This is a genomic window from Stenotrophomonas sp. TWI700, assembly GCF_039673645.1.
Classification (GTDB): Bacteria; Pseudomonadota; Gammaproteobacteria; order Xanthomonadales; family Xanthomonadaceae; genus Stenotrophomonas; species Stenotrophomonas maltophilia_AA.
In genome coordinates, this window is the sequence record NZ_JBDJMB010000017.1 from 1 (window position 1) to 16,970 (window position 16,970).

General features: G+C 66.7%; 17 protein-coding genes. 6 read left to right on the forward strand and 11 right to left on the reverse strand.

The window, feature by feature from the left end; all coding sequences use genetic code 11:
- The first annotated feature begins 266 nt into the window (after positions 1–266).
- Both ABE473_RS12735 and dxs read left to right on the forward strand, forming a co-directional pair.
- Entirely contained in the window at positions 267–926 is a 660-nt protein-coding gene (locus ABE473_RS12735) for an HNH endonuclease (protein WP_176989371.1), read from the forward strand.
- 116 nt (positions 927–1,042) lie between these two features.
- The gene (gene dxs, locus ABE473_RS12740; protein ID WP_346489727.1) at positions 1,043–2,953 is read left to right on the forward strand and encodes a 1-deoxy-D-xylulose-5-phosphate synthase; all 1,911 of its coding nucleotides are present in this window, start codon (positions 1,043–1,045) and stop codon (positions 2,951–2,953) included.
- 60 nt (positions 2,954–3,013) lie between these two features.
- Here dxs and ABE473_RS12745 read toward each other — a convergent pair whose 3' ends face one another.
- The 6 genes from ABE473_RS12745 to ABE473_RS12770 form a co-directional block, all read right to left on the reverse strand.
- On the reverse strand, positions 3,014–3,574 hold the full coding sequence (locus ABE473_RS12745; RefSeq protein WP_346489728.1) for a DUF3011 domain-containing protein: 561 nt from the start codon (positions 3,572–3,574) through the stop codon (positions 3,014–3,016).
- Positions 3,575–3,738: 164 nt separating this feature from the next.
- Entirely contained in the window at positions 3,739–3,942 is a 204-nt protein-coding gene (locus tag ABE473_RS12750) for a hypothetical protein (protein ID WP_179458425.1), read from the reverse strand.
- A 118-nt stretch (positions 3,943–4,060) separates the two neighbouring features.
- Positions 4,061–5,101, reverse strand: coding sequence for a linear amide C-N hydrolase (locus ABE473_RS12755; RefSeq protein WP_346489769.1), 1,041 nt, complete (start codon positions 5,099–5,101; stop codon positions 4,061–4,063).
- Positions 5,102–5,377: 276 nt separating this feature from the next.
- Entirely contained in the window at positions 5,378–5,626 is a 249-nt protein-coding gene (locus tag ABE473_RS12760; RefSeq protein WP_346489729.1) for a hypothetical protein, read from the reverse strand.
- Between the two features lie 68 nt (positions 5,627–5,694).
- Positions 5,695–7,059, reverse strand: coding sequence for a HAMP domain-containing sensor histidine kinase (locus ABE473_RS12765; protein WP_346489730.1), 1,365 nt, complete (start codon positions 7,057–7,059; stop codon positions 5,695–5,697).
- Positions 7,056–7,730: a response regulator transcription factor gene (locus tag ABE473_RS12770; protein ID WP_179458421.1), complete on the reverse strand. Its 675-nt coding sequence runs from the start codon at positions 7,728–7,730 to the stop codon at positions 7,056–7,058. The genes ABE473_RS12765 and ABE473_RS12770 overlap by 4 nt, the downstream gene beginning before the upstream one ends.
- 114 nt (positions 7,731–7,844) lie before the next feature.
- Here ABE473_RS12770 and ABE473_RS12775 point away from each other — a divergent pair, with 114 nt between their 5' ends.
- From ABE473_RS12775 to ABE473_RS12790, 4 genes are all read left to right on the forward strand, one after another.
- Complete coding sequence (locus ABE473_RS12775; protein WP_346489731.1) at positions 7,845–8,633, forward strand: MipA/OmpV family protein; 789 nt, start codon at positions 7,845–7,847, stop codon at positions 8,631–8,633.
- Between the two features lie 2 nt (positions 8,634–8,635).
- Entirely contained in the window at positions 8,636–8,848 is a 213-nt protein-coding gene (locus ABE473_RS12780; RefSeq protein ID WP_121038335.1) for a hypothetical protein, read from the forward strand.
- 38 nt (positions 8,849–8,886) lie between these two features.
- A complete protein-coding gene (locus tag ABE473_RS12785; RefSeq protein ID WP_346489732.1) occupies positions 8,887–9,303 on the forward strand; it encodes a hypothetical protein in 417 nt (138 codons plus the stop codon).
- Between the two features lie 152 nt (positions 9,304–9,455).
- On the forward strand, positions 9,456–10,226 hold the full coding sequence (locus ABE473_RS12790) for a transporter (protein WP_346489733.1): 771 nt from the start codon (positions 9,456–9,458) through the stop codon (positions 10,224–10,226).
- A 93-nt stretch (positions 10,227–10,319) separates the two neighbouring features.
- On the opposite strand, the gene ABE473_RS12795 is transcribed toward ABE473_RS12790, so the two are convergent.
- From ABE473_RS12795 to ABE473_RS12815, 5 genes are all read right to left on the reverse strand, one after another.
- Positions 10,320–10,493 carry a DUF1328 family protein gene (locus ABE473_RS12795; RefSeq protein ID WP_019182774.1) on the reverse strand — a complete coding sequence of 58 codons (174 nt, stop codon included), beginning with the start codon at positions 10,491–10,493 and terminating at the stop codon, positions 10,320–10,322.
- A 119-nt stretch (positions 10,494–10,612) separates the two neighbouring features.
- Positions 10,613–11,995 (reverse strand): hypothetical protein, encoded by a 1,383-nt coding sequence (locus ABE473_RS12800; RefSeq protein ID WP_346489734.1) that lies wholly within the window; start codon positions 11,993–11,995, stop codon positions 10,613–10,615.
- A 75-nt stretch (positions 11,996–12,070) separates the two neighbouring features.
- Positions 12,071–15,121: a TonB-dependent receptor gene (locus ABE473_RS12805; protein WP_346489735.1), complete on the reverse strand. Its 3,051-nt coding sequence runs from the start codon at positions 15,119–15,121 to the stop codon at positions 12,071–12,073.
- 159 nt (positions 15,122–15,280) lie between these two features.
- Entirely contained in the window at positions 15,281–16,336 is a 1,056-nt protein-coding gene (locus tag ABE473_RS12810) for a FecR domain-containing protein (protein WP_346489736.1), read from the reverse strand.
- Positions 16,333–16,857, reverse strand: coding sequence for an RNA polymerase sigma factor (locus ABE473_RS12815; protein WP_346489737.1), 525 nt, complete (start codon positions 16,855–16,857; stop codon positions 16,333–16,335). Before ABE473_RS12815 ends, ABE473_RS12810 begins: the two co-directional genes overlap by 4 nt.
- Positions 16,858–16,970 lie beyond the last annotated feature (113 nt).

Genomic DNA, 16,970 nt, shown 5'->3' on the forward strand with positions numbered 1-16,970 from the left:
TGTTTTTTGGTTTCCGGCCCCACCTACCCTGGGTGGGGGGTTACGGGTGGTTGGGTGGGTGTTTGCGGGGGGGCCGCCCGGGTTTGGGCCCGACGTTTGGTCGCCACCCCGATACACCTTCTGGAGAAAAGCCCCCTTGATGTTCAAGGGGGCGCGCCGAAGGCGCGGGGTTAAGGTGGAATGCCTGTCCGAATCGTTACGAATCGGGTAGGGGCGCAAGCCCCTATACCCAATTCGTAACGATTCGGGTATAAGCTGTTTTCCCGATGGAGACAGACACTACACGCTTGGGTCTGATCGATACCGGAGCCTCGTCCGCCCCGGTCGCCGAGGTGTCGCCAATCGTTACGCTGCATCGGCCCGGCTCGGTACGGTTATTGGCCCTGGACGCCCACGGGCGCGTGCTCGACTGGATCAATTGGCAGGATGCCTCCTGCCTCTACGCGCGCGGCGCGGTGGCCTGGACCCTCGGCGACCCTTGCCTGCACATCCATGGCGGCATCTGCCGCACCACCGGCCTGCAGAGTGGCCTGGACCTGCACCCGATCATCGCCGCCCGCGGCCACGCCCGCTCCCGCGCGATCGATCCCACCCCGAACCTGTCCAATCCCGCGCTGTTCGCGCGCGATTCGCACCTGTGCCTGTACTGCGGGCAACAGTTCAATCGCCCCCAGCTGACCCGCGACCACGTCATGCCGATCTCCAAGGGCGGCCTGGACGTGTGGGAGAACGTGGTCAGCGCCTGCTTCCACTGCAATTCGCGCAAGAGCAACCGGACCCCGCAGCAGGCCAGCATGCCCTTGCTTGCGGTGCCCTACCGGCCGAGCTGGATCGAACACATGATCCTGTCCAACCGCAACATCCTGGCCGATCAGATGGCGTTTCTGAAGGCGCAGCTTCCCAAGCGTTCCAAGCTCTCCGCCTGAGCGCGCTGCGACGTTCTGTCGCAGCCACCGTCACCGTTTACTCACTGAAAAGGCGGTTTGCTTGCCCCACCCCCATTTGGGGGGGAAAATAGGCGCTCAGAAGAAGCGCGATAAACATGATCGACTCCGCCCGCTATCCCCGCCTTGCGCGCATCCAGTCACCGGATGACCTGCGCAGGTTCGATGAATCCGAACTGCCCGCGATCGCGGATGAACTGCGTGCCTACCTGATTGAATCGGTGGGCAAGAGCGGCGGCCATTTCGGCGCCGGCCTGGGCGTGATCGAACTGACCGTCGCCCTGCACTACCTGTATCAGACGCCGGTCGATCAGCTGGTCTGGGATGTCGGCCATCAGACCTACCCGCACAAGATCCTGACCGGCCGCCGCGACGAGATCCACACGGTCAAGCAGAAGGACGGCGTCGCCCCGTTCCCGAAGCGCGAGGAAAGCGAGTACGACACCTTCGGCGTCGGCCATTCCTCCACGTCCATCTCGGCCGCGCTGGGCATGGCGATCGCGCGCCAGGCCGAAGGTGATGACCGCAAGGTCGTGGCCGTGATCGGCGACGGCGCGATGACCGCCGGCATGGCGTATGAAGCGCTCAACCACGCCGGCGGCATGGACAGCGAACCGAACCTGCTGGTGATCCTCAACGACAACAACATGTCGATCTCCGAGGCGGTCGGCGGGCTGACCAAGATGCTCGGCCGCGCCACCGGCAGCCGCACGCTCAATGCGCTGCGCGAAGGCGGCAAGAAGATCCTCGGCGACAAGAAGCACAACCCGACCGCGCGCTTCGTCAAGCGCTGGGAAGAGCACTGGAAGGGCATGTTCGTGCCCTCCACGTTCTTCGAGGAAATGGGCTTCCATTACACTGGTCCGATCGACGGCCATGACGTGCCGGCGCTGGTCGCCACGCTGAAGACGCTCAAGAGCCTGAAGGGCCTGAAGCTGCTGCACGTGATGACCACCAAGGGCAAGGGTTACGAGCGCGCCGAAGGCGACCAGATCGGTTACCACGCCGTGGGCCCCTTCGATCCAGACAAGGGCCTGGTCTCCAAGGGCGGGATCAAGAAGCCGACCTACACCGACGTCTTCAGCGATTGGCTCTGCGATGCCGCGGCCGCCGAGCCGAAGCTGATGGGGATCACCCCGGCGATGCGCGAAGGCTCGGGCCTGGTGCGCTTCAGCAAGGAATTCCCGGAGCGCTATTTCGACGTGGCCATCGCCGAGCAGCACGCGGTCACCCTGGCCGCCGGCATGGCCACCCAGGGCGCCAAGCCGGTGGTGGCGATCTATTCGACCTTCCTGCAGCGCGCGTATGACCAGCTGGTCCACGACGTGGCCGTGCAGGAGCTGGATGTGCTGTTCGCGATCGACCGCGCTGGCGTGGTCGGCCCGGACGGCGCGACCCATGCCGGCAACCTGGACCTGAGCTTCCTGCGCTGCGTGCCGCACATGGTGGTGATGGCGCCGTCCGATGAGGCCGAGTGCCGCCAGATGCTGACCACCGGCCTGCGCTACGCCGGCCCGGCCGCCGTGCGCTATCCGCGCGGCAGTGGCACCGGTATCGCCGCCGGCACGAATCTGTCCACGCTGGAGATCGGCAAGGCCGACCTGCGCCTGCAGGGCAGCCGCATCGCCCTGCTCGCCTTTGGCAGCACCGTGAGCGCCGCCGAACAGGTGGGTCGCGAGCTGGGCCTGACCGTGGTCAACATGCGCTTCATCAAGCCGTTGGACCGCGCCCTGCTGCTGGAACTGGCGCAGCGCCACGAAGGCTTCGTGACCATTGAGGACAACGTGGTCGCCGGCGGTGCCGGCTCCGGTGTGGCCGAGCTGCTCAACGCCGAAGACGTGCTCAGGCCGTTCCTGCACCTGGGTCTGCCGGACAGCTTCCAGCACCACGCCAGCCGCGAAGACCTGCTGGCCGAGGCCGGCATCGATGCCGCCGGCATCCGACAGGCCGTGCTCAAGCGCTGGCCGATGCTGGTCAAGAGTGGCCAGGCGCTCAGCGCCACGGGCTGACCGCTCGCGGCACGCGGCCTGTCATCGGTGATGGCAGGCCGCCAGGATCGGCAATGCCGATCAATTCACCGCGAACTGACCGCGGCAACCGCCCGCCACCCACACACCGCTGCGGTCCCAGCCCCAGGTTTCCCCTTCGATGCAGGCGGTCTTGGAGGTCTGCCGGACCAAGCGTGCATCACGCCGGATGGTCACGTTGCAGCGGCGCTGCCGACGATCGTTGGAATCGCAGGTGATCAGCTCGCCACGGCCATTGCCATGGCCGCCGTCGTTCCAGCCGCCACCATTGTTGCCCCACCCCCCGTGCGAGGGCCGGCCGCGCTCGGCGACGAACTCCGCCCGGCACCCCTGCGTCACCCAGACACCACCGCGCGCCTGACCCCAGGTCTGGCCTTCAACACAAGGCGAACCGGAGATCTGCCGCACCAGGCGTGCACGACCGGGCAGCGCGCACTGCTGGGTGCGGTTCTTGATCGATTCGCAGCGCACCGGGCCACCGTTGTAGCCGTCGTCGTAATAGCGGTCGTAGTTCTGCGCCTGGGCCGCACCGGCCAGCGCCATCAGTGCGGGCGCCACGGCCCAAAGCCAGCGGTTCGACCCCGTGGGCTTCCTGTTGCTCATCATGCATTCCTCGTTACCGTGTGGGGAGGCGCACAGGATCGGCGATCGTCCCGGCGGGCGACATAGGCCAGAAGTCGCTGATTTCATCCCCTATTTAGGTAACCGACGCGGAGCTGACCGGCACAGCGTGCCTCGCGTCACATCCTCCCCGGCGGCGATGAGGCTCAGCCGTAGCGGACCGCGTCCACGTAGGTTTCCAGCACCTGCACGCGGACCGCGCTGCTGTGGCCGGTCTCGGCATAGTGCTCTCGGGCCAGCGCATCGGCGAAATCGAAGGCGGTGGCGCCGCTGCGGAAGGCGATGGGTGCGGATTTGGCCGGGTGCAGGACGTGCCAGCGGCGCTCGATGTGTTGCAGTTTGATCACCATGTGGATCGTTCCTTTGCGGCATGCCTGGGCGGGAAGCTCACGACGGGAGGGATCCTTCCCTCGCCAGGAACAATAGAGCAGGCGGCCGCCTGCCGGTATCGGATTAGTCTGATTCTGCTCAGCCGTCGGTGCCGAGGAACCGGAACGGTTCGGACGGCTGGAACCGGGGCAGCGCGTCGCCGGCGAACACATTGCGCTGGTCCGGACCCAGGTCGAGTTTCAGCACCGGCGCGTCGCGCGAGAAATCCGCCTTGTTGAGGTCCACCCAGAAGGTATTGGGGGTCATCGCCGATTCGAAGAAATACAGCCTGCGCTTGTGGTCGGCCACGGTCCGCCAGCGCGTGGAAGAGATGTTCGGTTCGCCCGGCGTGGTGATCCCGTAGGGCACGGATACGTTGCGGATCACGCTGAACACACTGGCCAGCGCCACCACCGGATCCTCGCTTTTGGGAATGGCGTTGATGTAGAACTTCGCGCGCGCGAAACGATCGGCCGAGCGGTTCGTGCCGGGCAACATGACGGTGCCGCCGATGTCCTGCCAGTACGCGTTGAGCGCCAGCTGCTGATCGAACACCGGCGAGTTGGTCATGACCTGGTACGCACGGTCGTGGTGGATCACCTGCTTGCCCTGGATGTATTCCACGATGGCACTGTCGCCGCTGGCATCGGACAGCGACAGGTGCAGCGTGGCCAGCCGCGACTCGCCCGGCACCTTGTCGGTCACGATCGAAAACGGTTCGCGTTCGAGCGCGGCGACGGCCTCGGCGACGGTAGCGAAATTGTCGAGCACATACTGCGCCCACAACGAAATCGCCAGCCCTGGCCTGCTGCCGCGCTGTTGCGGGTATTCGGATTCGGCGAGCCACAACAGGTTGGCCGACAGCCCGGCTTCGTTGAGGCCATCGGTGGTGGAGATGTCATAGCCGGTGGCGACCACGCTGCCGTAGCGCGAGGTCCAGCGGATCGAACGCGGACCGGCCTGGCCGTCGCGGGCGATGCCTTTCGGCAACACCCACAGGTTGGTGGCGACGTCGCTCTTCCAGTCCATCGAGCGGGCGGTGATGACGTCCTGGTTGTCGCCCAGGTAGACCACGCGCGTGCAGGCATCGGCCTGGGCGGAGGCACAGGTGAGCGCCGCAGCGAGTGCGATGTGACGCATCGAAAACAGTGTTTTCATGACGTGCCTCCTGGCAGTGGCGCTGACAACCTGGCGTCAAACCTGATACCGGCGATGTCCACACAGGCGAGTCGCACGCATCCTGCTTCAACGCATCATCACGTTCCGCGGTGCTCGTCACGGACTGCAACGCAACATCGGCAGAATCGTCGAGGGTCATATCAGCCCACGCCCGGTGATGGAGGAGTGAACCCTGCATCCTGCCGCCTACTGCGCTGCGCCGCCGGCCGGGCCGGCGAAACGCTGACCAACGCGGGATCAACCGTCCTTGTTCTTGCCGCCGAAATCGAGCGGCTTGCTGTCGCCGCCACGATCGTCGTTGAACCGGATGTTCAACTCATTGCAGCGGCTTTCACGGCGGGCGACCTGCGCCGGCAGGTCCTTCACCTGCGGCGAATCCTCGCACTGCGGGCGCGAAGCGACGTCGTCATAGGTGGCACACCCGGACAGGCCGGACAGGGCCAGGCCGGATACCGCGATCACAGGGAACAGCGAACGTACGCGCATCGAACCGGCACCTGAAAGGGGACGCACCAGTTGTCCCACGATGGCCGGGCCCGATCACCTGCCATTGGTCATGCCGGGGCCAGCCCCGGTTGCGGCCGCGGATCCACCGGCAGCACGACCCGGAACCGCGCACCGCCACCCGGCGCGCCATCCACGGCGATGGTCCCGGCATGGCGCAGCACGATTTCCCGGGCCAGATGCAGGCCAAGGCCGCTGCCGCTGCCACTGGGCCGCAAGCGATGGAACGGCTCGAACACGGACAACCGCTCGGCCTCCGGCACGCCCGGGCCCTCATCGCTGACCGACAGGCAGCCGTCGTCGTGCAGCGCCACGGCGATCATGCCCCGCCCGCCGCCGTGGGCAATGGCGTTCTGCAGCAGGCTGGCGATCACCCGGTGCAGCGCGTGCGGGTCGCCGCGCACCCAGATCGGCTGCTCCGGTGCATCCACCGAGAACCCGTAGCCGGCATCCACCACCAGCGGCGCCACATCGGCGGCCACCTCGCGGGTCAGCGCGGACAGGTCGATGCGCTGGGACTGACTGCCATGCCGGTCCAGCCGCTGCAGATCCAGCAGCTGCTCGGCAATGTTGCTCAGGCGGCTCAGGTCCAGCTGCAGGCGCGAACGCGCATCGCCCGGCGGCAGGTCAGCCAGGCGCGTGGCCAGGATCGCGATCGGCATGCGCAGTTCATGCGCCGCACCAGCCAGGAAGCGATCCTGCGCGTCGTAGCTTTCACCGATGCGGCGCACGGCCGCGTTGAAGGCGTCCACCAGCGGGTAGATTTCCAGCGGTACCGCGCGGGTATCCAGGCCGCTGCCACGCTCGTTGACCTGGATCGCGGCCGCCTGCGCGGCCACACGGTTGACCCCGCGCAGCGCGCGATGGATCACCCACGGTGCCACCACCAGGGTGATCACCAGCACCGGCAGCGCGATCCAGCCGCCCAGATAGCGGAAGATCAACAGCAGCTGGCGCACGATGCTGCGCTCGGGAATGCCCCCCACCGCCACGTGCAGTCGCCCTTCCGGCCGATCGGCGACCACCACGCGCACGGCGAGCGCATCGGCATTGATGCGGGTACGGATGTCGGTCTGCTCGATCTGATCCAGCCGTGCCACCAACTGACGGTACTGCACGGGAACATCGCCATGCACCAAGCGTCGGCCATGCTCATCGGCGGCGGCGAACCAGAAGGTTGCCGGCGGCCGTGGTACCACTGCCGCGACCTTCAGCAGATCCGCTTCCAGTCCCTGGGGACCGACGCTGATCGCCGAGGCGATCTGGTCGCTGGTTTTCCAGTCGATGTAGGCCGAGCGGCGATCGCCGTAGGTCAGCACCATCGCACTCAATGCCAGCGCGATCGTGGCGGCCTGGATCAGGCAGACCTTCCACACCAGGTTGAACGCCAGGGAATCGGGCTTGAGCAATCTCACGGCGTGTCCTTGAGCAGATAACCGATCCCGCGCATGACGTGGATCTCCACGCCCGCATCCGCTTCCAGCAGCGCCTTGCGCAGCTTGGAGACATGCGCGTCCAGCGCGTTGGACTGGATGGCGTCGTCGAAACCGTACACGGCCTCCAGCAATGAAGCGCGCCCCACCGTGCGCCCCTGGCGCAGCGCCAGCGCCTCCAGCACCAGCAGCTGCCGTCGCGGCAGGGCCAGCAGCACCTCGGACACGCGCGCCTCGCGCGAGACGAAATCGAACTGCAGCCGGCCAAGCGACAACACCGGCAAGGTGATCTGCGAGGGCCGCCGCGAGATCGCGCGGATCCGCGCGAGCAGCTCTTCGACGGCGAACGGCTTGGTCAGGTAATCGTCCGCGCCGACGTCCAGCCCGGTGACCCGGTCCGCGACCGACGCACGCGCGGTCAGCATGATCACCGGCAGGTTCGGCACGTGCTCGCGCGCGATCCGGACGAAGCTGGCGCCATCGCCATCGGGCAGCTGCCGGTCCAGCAGCAGGATCTGGTGGACGCCGGCCTTGAGCGCTTCATCGGCCTGCGCCATCGTGCCGACCACGTCGACCACCATGCCGTGGCGCGCCAGGCTGACCTGGATCGCGCTGGCCATTTCCGGATCATCCTCCAGGAGAAGAAGGCGCATGGGAGCGGTGCCTGCGGGTACGAAGGAGGCGATGGTACCGCGCAGCCGGACGTAACGTTCCGACAATGTAGGGCGCCCACCATGACACTCCGGTTGTTCCCCCTCGGCAGGTCCATGCACGTCCGTTTCCGTTGTTCGCGTCCGCTTTCCACCCTGACTGGCCTGGCCCTGGCCAGTGCGTTCACCGCTACGGCCGCCCAGGCAGCCGATGCCCCCGAGACGGGCAGGAAAAGCAGCGTCGGCATTGCCGTCGTCGCGCTCAAGGCCCCCTACGCCGGCTATGACACCGATCGCCTGGCCGCCCCGATCGTGAGCTGGGAAGGCCGGTCGTTCTTCTTCCGCGGGGGCAGCGTAGGCTATCGCCTGCACCAGACGGCGCAGTCCGAGCTGGCCCTGACCGCCTCGCCCTACGTGATGCGCTTCAAGCGCCGCGACAGCCACGACCCGCAGCTGCGCCAGCTCGACAACCGCAGCCTGTCCGGCATGCTCGGCGTCTCCTGGCGGCACCAGGCCGAATGGGGCGTGCTGCAGGCCAATGCGCAGGCAGAAGTGACCGGGCACGGCGGCGGCTTCTCGGCCGACGCCCGCTATGCCTACCCGATCCCGGCCGGCCGCGTGACCTTCATGCCTGCGGTGGGCCTGAACTACGCCAGTGCCGATCTGAACGATTACTACTTCGGTGTCAGCGAACGCGAAGCCGCCCGCAGCGGCCTGGCGCACTACTCCGCCGGCAGCGGCGTGTCGCCCTACCTGGACATCGCCGCAGTGATGCCGCTGGGGCCGCGCTGGACCGCCACCGCCTCGATCCGCCGCACCTCGCTGGCCGATGCCGTGCGTGACAGCCCGATGACCCGTGGCGACCACATGGATACCGCCGCCCTCTCCCTCAGTTACGGATTCTGATCATGCGTCAGGGAATCGTACGTCGTGTCGCGGATCTGGCCCTGCAGATCGAGCCGGACCGCGCCGCCGTTCTTGAATGGATTCTGCATTCCCCGCTGCCCGCACTCGACGGGCAGACCACGTTCGAACTGGCCTGCGAGGGCCAGGGCGAGCGCGTCGTCGCGCTGCTGGACACCCTGCTGCGGCAGGGTGATCCGGTCCTGCCGCGCGGCTGATTCCTCGTTTTTCCCCCACCGGTGTCCTGGAGGCGCGAATGCACAACGCAACCGATACCTCGCTGCTGCAAGCAGCCAATGATGACCTCGCCGCGCATGCGATCGTGGCCAATCTCCACCGTGCGATCCAGCAGCGCATGGAGCGCGACAGCCAGGCCCACGGCCGGTTTTCGCGTGCCTACATCGCCGAGCTGTTCGACATCGGGCGCACCATCAGCGTCGAATGCCGGCCGCACCACGTCGACAGCGAATGGGTCACCGCACGGCGTTCATGGCTCGATGCCGTGCTGCGCGACCATCCGCTGGACCGTCGCGATGCGCAGCTGACCGCCGCCCGGCACGCCGCCGATGGGTTCCTGCTCCGCGCCTGCGTGCTCGGCTGTGACGCGACACCCGACGGAGCGACCGTGCGCATGCGCGATGCCCTCATCGCCATGACCCGGCCGGCACACTGACCGCTGCAGCGCCCCCTTGTCGCGTTGGCGCCGCGGCGCAGGACGCTGCTCCGGGATCTGCACAGAAGCGCGAAAATCACCGTGCTACATTCCGGCCAAGGAGCAGGCTGGCTGCTCCTTGATGCCGTGATGGTCCGGCCGGGAGTATTTCCATGCGATGTACAGCGCTGCTGCTGTCCCTGCTGTTTTCCACTGCCGCATCCGCGCAGGAGGATGCGCCACCCGAGCTGGCCTTTGATCGCCCGGGCATCGGGTTTGCGGCTTCGACGCTGCCCCGCGGTGGCGTAGCGCTGGAGGCGGGACTGCCCAGCTTCAGCCGCGACCGCGACGCGGACGGGGTGCTGAGCACGCAGTACAGTGCCGACCTCAATCTCAGGATCGGGGTGTCCAGCCACGTTGAGCTGCAGGCCTTCACTTCGCCCTGGAACCACCTGCGCGTTGCGCCGCGCGATGCGCCGGCTGCGCGCAGCCGTGGGGCCGGGGATCTCGGCATCGGCCTCAAAGTCGCCCTGCCCCTGCCATCGGACAGGCACGCCGTGGCCCTGCTGGCCACCACCACCTTTGCCACCGGCTCACGCGACTTCAGCGAGGGCGCGACGCAGTACGCGCTGGGCGCCAGCTATGAGTACGAGGTCAGCGACCGCTGGACCGGCGCGCTGTACGCCAACGTGACCCGCGGCGGCAGCGAGGACAGCGTCACCTGGGCGCCCAGCCTGAGTTTCGCCGCCACCGACACGGTCAGCACCTATCTGGAAGCGGGCTTCACCCATACGGACGGCGAGCCCTCGAGCAAAATCGCAGGCGCAGGGATCACCTGGATGGCGAGCCCGACCGTGCAGCTCGACGCCTCCTTCGATGTGGGGCTGGATGACGACAGCCCGGATGCCCAGGCCGGGCTGGGCGTGTCGGTGTACTTCAACTGAGCCTTGCGGGGCACCTGTTGCCTCGCCAACGAAAAGGCCTGCGCGAAACCGCGCAGGCCTTTATCTGGAACCGTCGCGTGTTTATGCGATGGGTCAGGTCACCTTCTTGGCGATCGTCATGCCCAGCACGAACAGCACCACGGCGATGATGATGCCGGCCCAGAACAGGAACTTGGCGATGCCGATCGCAGCGCCGCCGATACCGGCGAAACCGAGGGCACCGGCGATCAAGCCGATGACGGCAAAAATGATGGCCCACTTGATCATGATGATCCTTTCCCCGAATCGGGTTGAATGACAGGACTCCACGGTAGCCAGCACGCTGTCTCACCTTCGTGAACGCCTCGGCTGAACGGCGTGAAGTCTGCCTCTCAAGCGGGGTCCCCTCAGCGCACGGCCTCGACAAAGACGGGATTGGAATAGAACCACAGGTCCTGCCACGGATCTTCGCCTGGCACATCGGGCAGCGGCGTCACCTCCGCAGTACTACTGCCGCGGGCACGGACGAAGCCGCCCCGGGCGGGGACCGGCAACACCCAGGACACCGAACGCCATGCGCCGTCCACCTGCCAGTCGCTGGCGCCGAACACACGCGTTTGCATCACAGGCCCATTTCCACTGCCGGAGCCGCCCACGATCAACTCGACGTGATCCAGCACCGGGTGCTGCCCAGCGTGATTGGCTGACGCCGGTACGCGCACCCGCAGTTCCACGCGCATGGACGCTCCAGGGGACAGCGACAGCGTGCCACCCATCGTTGCAGTGCGTGCATCGTGACCGTCCGCACTCACCCGCAGCTCCAGCGCATCGATCACATCGCCGGTCACCGCGAACATCCGCCCGTGGCGGAGGCCATCGAGAATGTCATCGGCGTCCCGCCGCGCCCAGACATGGGTCTTGCTGTACTGGCCGGGATCGAAGTCACTGCCGCCATCGCGCTGGTTGACGTGCGAATCGGAGCTGGCCGTGATCCAGAAGCGATGGCCTTCCGAGAGCAGCGTGTCCCAGATGCCGCCGACCGTTGCGGTCATCTGGTCAAAGCCGCCCATCGTGGGTGCGTCTGCATTGCGATACAGGCCGCGATGGACACGGGTGGCCTGATGGCCCGGCGCGCCTTCCATACCAACCAGCACCTGCGGTGCGGCGCCATGCCAGGCACGCAGCTCATCGGGCTCGACATCGCCCCACCGGCCCATCGCGGTGGCGGTGCGCGAGGGGTGATTGATGAACATCAACGGGGGTGCCGGCAGCGCCCGCATGTGGGCCAGTGCCTCGAGCATCGTCTGCCCATCATCGCGGCTTCCCTGCAGCGGCTCGCTGCGGCTGTAATCGCGTTCGATCGCGACCAGCTGATCGCGTTCCTGCGGACCGGGCGCGATGATCAGCGAGGCGTGTTCGCCCGCCGGTACGTCGAACTCCATGCCGTTGAACTGGATCAGTCCGGGCACTTCGCGCCGGGCGTCCAGCAGCGCCGGCCACGCATGGTCCCGGGTGACCGCGGAATGTCCCGGCCCGCCGTGATCGGTATGCACCATCCACGCCAGCCCATTGGCGAGCGCCTGACGCGCGTTATGGGTGCGGGTGTAGGACGAGTCGCCGCCACGGATCGGCGTCGGCGGCAGGGTGCTGCGATCCCAGTCCACGCTCCACTCGCTGTGGACATGGTGATCACCGGCCTGCCAGCTGCGGCCGGCCTCGCCGTCGGCCGCGTGGGAGACCGCCGGCCACGCCAGCACGGCCACAAGCGGCAGGAAGAAGAAATGTCGCATTGGATGTTCCTCACAAACGGGCGGCCGCACCCGGGGCACGCGTACGCGCCTCCGGATGCACCGCGAAGGGGCGGCTCAGAAGTCCGCGCGCAGGCCGAGACTGATACGGCGGCCGGAGCGTTCGTACATCGTCGGGAAGGCGGGATCGATGGTGTAGCCGGTGGTCGCCTGGTTGGTCAGGTTGATGCCCTTCAGGCTGAGTTTGATGCTGTCGGTGAGGCGATAGCCGATCGACACATCCACCTGGCCGTAGTCATCGCGCCAGATCGGGTACATGTTGTAGCCGATCGACTCGACGTACTCGCCCTTGTGGTTGTACGACACGCGCGCGTCGAAGCGCGCGTCCTCGAAGTACACGGTGACGTTGTATGACTTCTCCGAAAGACCCGGCATCGGCGTACTCACGCCCAGGTCGGATTCGCCGGCCAGCGAGCTGTCCAGCATCGTGTAGTTGGCGTTGATGCCGAAGCCTTCCAGCGAGCGGTGCAGCATGCTCAGCGGCAGCTGCGCGATCAGCTCGACGCCTTTCACCACGTACGTTCCATCGGCGTTGATCGGCTGGTACACGTCGAAATCATAGGTGCCGTTGAGCGAGCCGTTGGCGTTGTAGACCGCCACATCCGGCACCACGCCGGTCAACGCATTGATCACCACGCCGTCGATCTTCTTGTGGAAGTACGAGGTAGCGAGCAGGCCACCATTATCCAGGTACTTCTCCAGCCCCAGCTCCCACTGCTTGGCATAGGTAGGCTGCAGATCCGGGTTGCCATCGGTGAAGCGGAACGAGCTCCAGCTGGCGGTGCGCTTGTAGGCGATGTCGGTCAACGCTGGGCGGATGAAGGTCTTGGAGGCCGCGCCGCGCAGCACCAGGCCTTCGGCGAGCTCGGCAGTGGCATTCAGGCTCGGCAGCAGATCGTTGTAGCTGCCTTTGCGCGAGACAGGCGTGTCGGTATAGCCGGTGCTGCCGTCTGCCCGCTGGATCGGGTGGAAGCCGGAGGACTGCACCGAGGTATCCACGTAGCGCACGCCGGCGTTGATCGAGACCGGCACGCGGCCCACATCGAGGCCGATGTCGGTCATCGCGTACAGGCTGGTCACGTTCTCATCGACCCGGTAGTACTGGCCCGGATCAAACGGCGTCGCGAAGCCCGGATAGCGGAAAGCACTGCGAGCGTAGTCGTTGGAGACCATCTTCCAGTCCAGGTCTTTCACCGAGTAGCCACCGCCCGGCACGATATCGGCGATCGACTGCAACGGGCTGTCGGCCAGGGTGCGCTTGTTGACCCAGCTGTTGTTGCCTGCACCCGGCCCGTAGATCTTGGCTTCGCCGTACTCGCGCTGCTTGGATTTGTCGGTGTAGCGCGCACCGAACTGGACGCTGCGCAGGGCCGGCAGGAAGGCCAGTTCCAGCGCCTTGGTCACATCCACCTGGGCGGCGTACTTGTCATCGCTGACCTTCTCCAGCGTGGTTTCATAGGCCTCGAACAGGTACTTGTCCGAAGCGTTGTACATGTCGATGCTGGCCGGGTTGGCGCTGGGAATCGTCTCGCCACTCTTGCCGGTCCAGCGGGACCGCGACGGCGCGTAGGCCACGTGCTTGAGATTGCTGGCATCCAGGGTCTTGTCGGCGCCGGAATAGCCGACCATCGCATCCACGCCCCAGGTATCGCCCTTCCAATCCATCGCCATGCTGTACTGGCTGAAATCGGTCTTGTTGATCCGCTCCTTGCTCAGCATTTCGTGCTGGGTGGCGGTGTAGGACACATCGCGCAGCACCACGATGCCGTACTGCGACAGCGTGCTGGCGTCGTAGTCATGGATGGTCTCCAGCGTGCTGCGGCTGGAGGCGGAATACGCGGCCGCGTCGTACTCATCTTCGGTGGTGTCGTAGCCGCCGAGCATCGCATCGAAGGTCACGCTGAAACGGCTGCTCGGGCGGTACTGCAGCGAGGCGGTGGCACCCCACTTGTCCTGGTCATTCACGAACACGCGGTCACCGACCTTGTCCTGGAACACGATCAGGTTGCTTTCATCGGTGTCGTTGCGGTTCTTGACCACCACACCGGCATCGCGGGCCAGCACCGCGGCAGCCTGCGTGCCGCGCGTGCCGGAGGCGCCCAGGAAGCGCGACATCGGGCGGAAGTTGATCCCGGAGGTCGCGTCCGTGCGGTTGCTGCGCTTGGCCGTGGCGAAGGACACCAGGCCACCCCAGTCACCCCAGGTATCACTGGCCAGGAACGAGAACTTGGGATCGACCTCTTCGGAGATCGAGTTGTGCGCGCCTTCGGCCGACGCCACCAGCTTGCGGCCGGTGTAATCGAAGGGGCGCGCGGTGGAGATCTGCACCGAGCCGGCGATGCCGCCCTCCTCGTCCGCCGCGGTCGGCGACTTCAGCACCGTCACCTGCTGGATGATCTCCGAGGCGAAGATGTCGAATTCGATGTCACGCCCACCACTGCCCGACGCGGTGGCCAGGTTGTTGATCGAGACATGGGTGTACTCCGATGGCAGGCCACGCACATTGACGCGACTGCCCAAGCCCTTGTCGCGCTCGATGGTCACGCCGGGCATGCGCTGCAGGGCTTCGGCCAGGTTCTGCTCCGGAAAGTCGGCCACGTCGGTGGCGACGATCGAATCGGAGAAGCCGATCGTGGCGCGCTTGATGTCCACGGCCTGCTCCAGGCTGCGGCTGTAGCTGCCGACCACGTCGATGCGCTCCAGCTGCTGCAGGCCGGCATGGCCGGCGCCCGCGGGTTCCGCTTCAAACGCCACGGCGGATGCGGCGGTGGACACGGCGGACGTGCCCGACGGTGCGGCATCAGTGCGCGCTTCGATGGTCACCGTGGTGTCGTTGAGATAGCGATAGCGCAGGCCGGTTCCGTCCAGCAGCTGCTCCAGGGCCTGCTGCGGCGCCAGGCCGGCGGGCATGGCGCGGGTGCGCGGGTTGCCGGCCTGCTGCGCGTTGTAGACGAACTGCAGCCCGGTCTGGCGCGACAGATCATTGAGCGCACGGTCGAGCGGCTGGGCCGGAATCGCCTCGCTGGCAACACGCGATTCCTGCGCGGTGGCGGTGACGGCAGCGCTCTGCAGGGCAAGAGCGATCGAAAGGAAAAGAATGCGGCGCATCGTAGAGGTCCAGTGGGGTGGTATGAGCGTCGCGAGACGGAATCGTTCGCGCTTGCCTGGACTACGAGGGCGCAGGGCGAGGATCGGGCACCGGTATTTCGATGAATTTTTTTTGACAGCCCTTGGCAGTGCCCCGCTCGGTCACGCGGGGAACTGCCATTACTGCGGTTTCTGCGCGGCCCCAGCGGCAGAGCGGCTGCCCACACGGATCGTCCTGTCGACCACACGGGTATGCAGCGAGGGTTGCTGATCGAGGAAGGTACGCAGCGATGCAAGATCATCGCCACGCAGGTTGCCGGTCAGGCGCAGCGCGCCGGCGACATCGTCATCCACCTGCAGGCGCACGTCGTTGAGCCGGTTGAACTGCTCGGCCACCTCGCGCAGTGGCTCGTCCTGGAACACCACGCGGCGTCGCCACCATGCGGTCATCGTGTCCGCATGCTGCTGGCGGATGCTGACGGACTGGTCGCGGTAGTCGATATGGGCGCTCTGCCCGGCGCGAAGATCAGCGAGCAGACGGCCCTGGCCCGAGTCGCCGCGTACCTGCACGCTGCCTTCGGCCACCTCGATCCTCGCCTGCTCGCGTCGCAGCGAGACGTCGAAGGTCGTGCCGATATCGCGCACCTCCAGCCCTGCCGCATGCATGGCGAAGGGACGACGTTCCTCGGCGACCACAAAGCTGGCCTGCCCGCGCGACAGCTCCACGCGGCGGCTCAGCAGGGTGAAGCGGATCGACAGTTCGCTCTCCGCGTTCAGATGCACCACGGTGTGATCGGGCAGCGCGAAGCTGCGCGGCGCGCCATGCGCCGCGACGTAGTGGCGGGTCTGTGGCCAGGCCATGTGGCCGACCACACCCACGCCCAGCAGCAGCGCGGCGGCCGCGGCGATACCCGGCAGGTGCCGGCGTGACGCACGCGACGCCATCGGCTGCGGCGGACGCCGCCGCACCGGCAGCGCCACCACGTTGTCGTCGGCCGGCGGCGGCCCTGCAGCAATCAGCGCATCCAGGTCGACCGCCATGCCCCGCAGCGCATCGCTGAGCTCGCTGGCCACGCGGCTCACCGTGATGTACTCGCGCAGGTGGGCCGGCGAGGTCACCAGCCAGGTCATGAACTGGCGTTGCTGATCAGGGGTCACCCCGCCCTGACGCTGCAGCGCATGCCAGTGCGCGGCTTCGTTGGCGAGGGAAGGACGCGGCACGGGACTCTCGCTCACCACGCCTCCGCATGACCGGCCAGCGCGCGGCGGCACACGGACAAGCCGCGCACCACGTGCTTCTTGACCATATGGGAGGACACGCCCAACCGCTCGGCGATCTCCTTGTAGCTGAGTCCATCGCGGTACTGCATCACCAACACCGCACGGGTGTGCTCGGGCAAGGTGCCCAGCAGCGTCTGCAGATGCGTGCGGCGCTGCGCGCGTTCGGCGGCATCCTCGACGGTTTCTTCGCCGGTCAGCAGCGTGGTGAGGTTTTCCAGATCATCGATCGGAAGCATCGACCAGCGCCGACGCGCGGCCTGCTCGCGCGCCAGATTCTGCGCGACGGTGAACAGATAGGCCTCCGGATTGGCGATCGCCTCGCCTTGATCCTCATGTGCGCGCAGCAGGCGCAGATAGGTTTCCTGCACCATGTCCTCGGCATCTTGACGCGCACCGCGGCGGGTGAAGAATCCCCTCAGCACCGGCCCCTGCTCCAGAAACATGCGCGCCAAACGCCGTTTTGCGTGTTCGGCCACGATCCCGCCTCGCCCCCAGGTGCGGCGAAGGTACGTGGCCTGCATGACGATTGGATGACGCGGGGAGCACGGTACCGCCGCGCGGCGGTACCGTGGAAACGCGCCTCAGGCCG

Coding starts and splice junctions, on each gene's coding strand:
- ABE473_RS12785 (WP_346489732.1), top strand. CDS start 8,887: ATGCACAACGCAACCGATACCTCGCTGCTGCAAGCAGCCAATGATGAC.
- ABE473_RS12780 (WP_121038335.1), top strand. CDS start 8,636: ATGCGTCAGGGAATCGTACGTCGTGTCGCGGATCTGGCCCTGCAGATC.
- ABE473_RS12805 (WP_346489735.1), bottom strand. CDS start 15,121: ATGCGCCGCATTCTTTTCCTTTCGATCGCTCTTGCCCTGCAGAGCGCT.
- ABE473_RS12795 (WP_019182774.1), bottom strand. CDS start 10,493: ATGATCAAGTGGGCCATCATTTTTGCCGTCATCGGCTTGATCGCCGGT.
- ABE473_RS12775 (WP_346489731.1), top strand. CDS start 7,845: ATGCACGTCCGTTTCCGTTGTTCGCGTCCGCTTTCCACCCTGACTGGC.
- ABE473_RS12790 (WP_346489733.1), top strand. CDS start 9,456: ATGCGATGTACAGCGCTGCTGCTGTCCCTGCTGTTTTCCACTGCCGCA.
- ABE473_RS12735 (WP_176989371.1), top strand. CDS start 267: ATGGAGACAGACACTACACGCTTGGGTCTGATCGATACCGGAGCCTCG.
- ABE473_RS12750 (WP_179458425.1), bottom strand. CDS start 3,942: ATGGTGATCAAACTGCAACACATCGAGCGCCGCTGGCACGTCCTGCAC.
- ABE473_RS12760 (WP_346489729.1), bottom strand. CDS start 5,626: ATGCGCGTACGTTCGCTGTTCCCTGTGATCGCGGTATCCGGCCTGGCC.
- dxs (WP_346489727.1), top strand. CDS start 1,043: ATGATCGACTCCGCCCGCTATCCCCGCCTTGCGCGCATCCAGTCACCG.
- ABE473_RS12755 (WP_346489769.1), bottom strand. CDS start 5,101: ATGCGTCACATCGCACTCGCTGCGGCGCTCACCTGTGCCTCCGCCCAG.
- ABE473_RS12745 (WP_346489728.1), bottom strand. CDS start 3,574: ATGAGCAACAGGAAGCCCACGGGGTCGAACCGCTGGCTTTGGGCCGTG.
- ABE473_RS12770 (WP_179458421.1), bottom strand. CDS start 7,730: ATGCGCCTTCTTCTCCTGGAGGATGATCCGGAAATGGCCAGCGCGATC.
- ABE473_RS12800 (WP_346489734.1), bottom strand. CDS start 11,995: ATGCGACATTTCTTCTTCCTGCCGCTTGTGGCCGTGCTGGCGTGGCCG.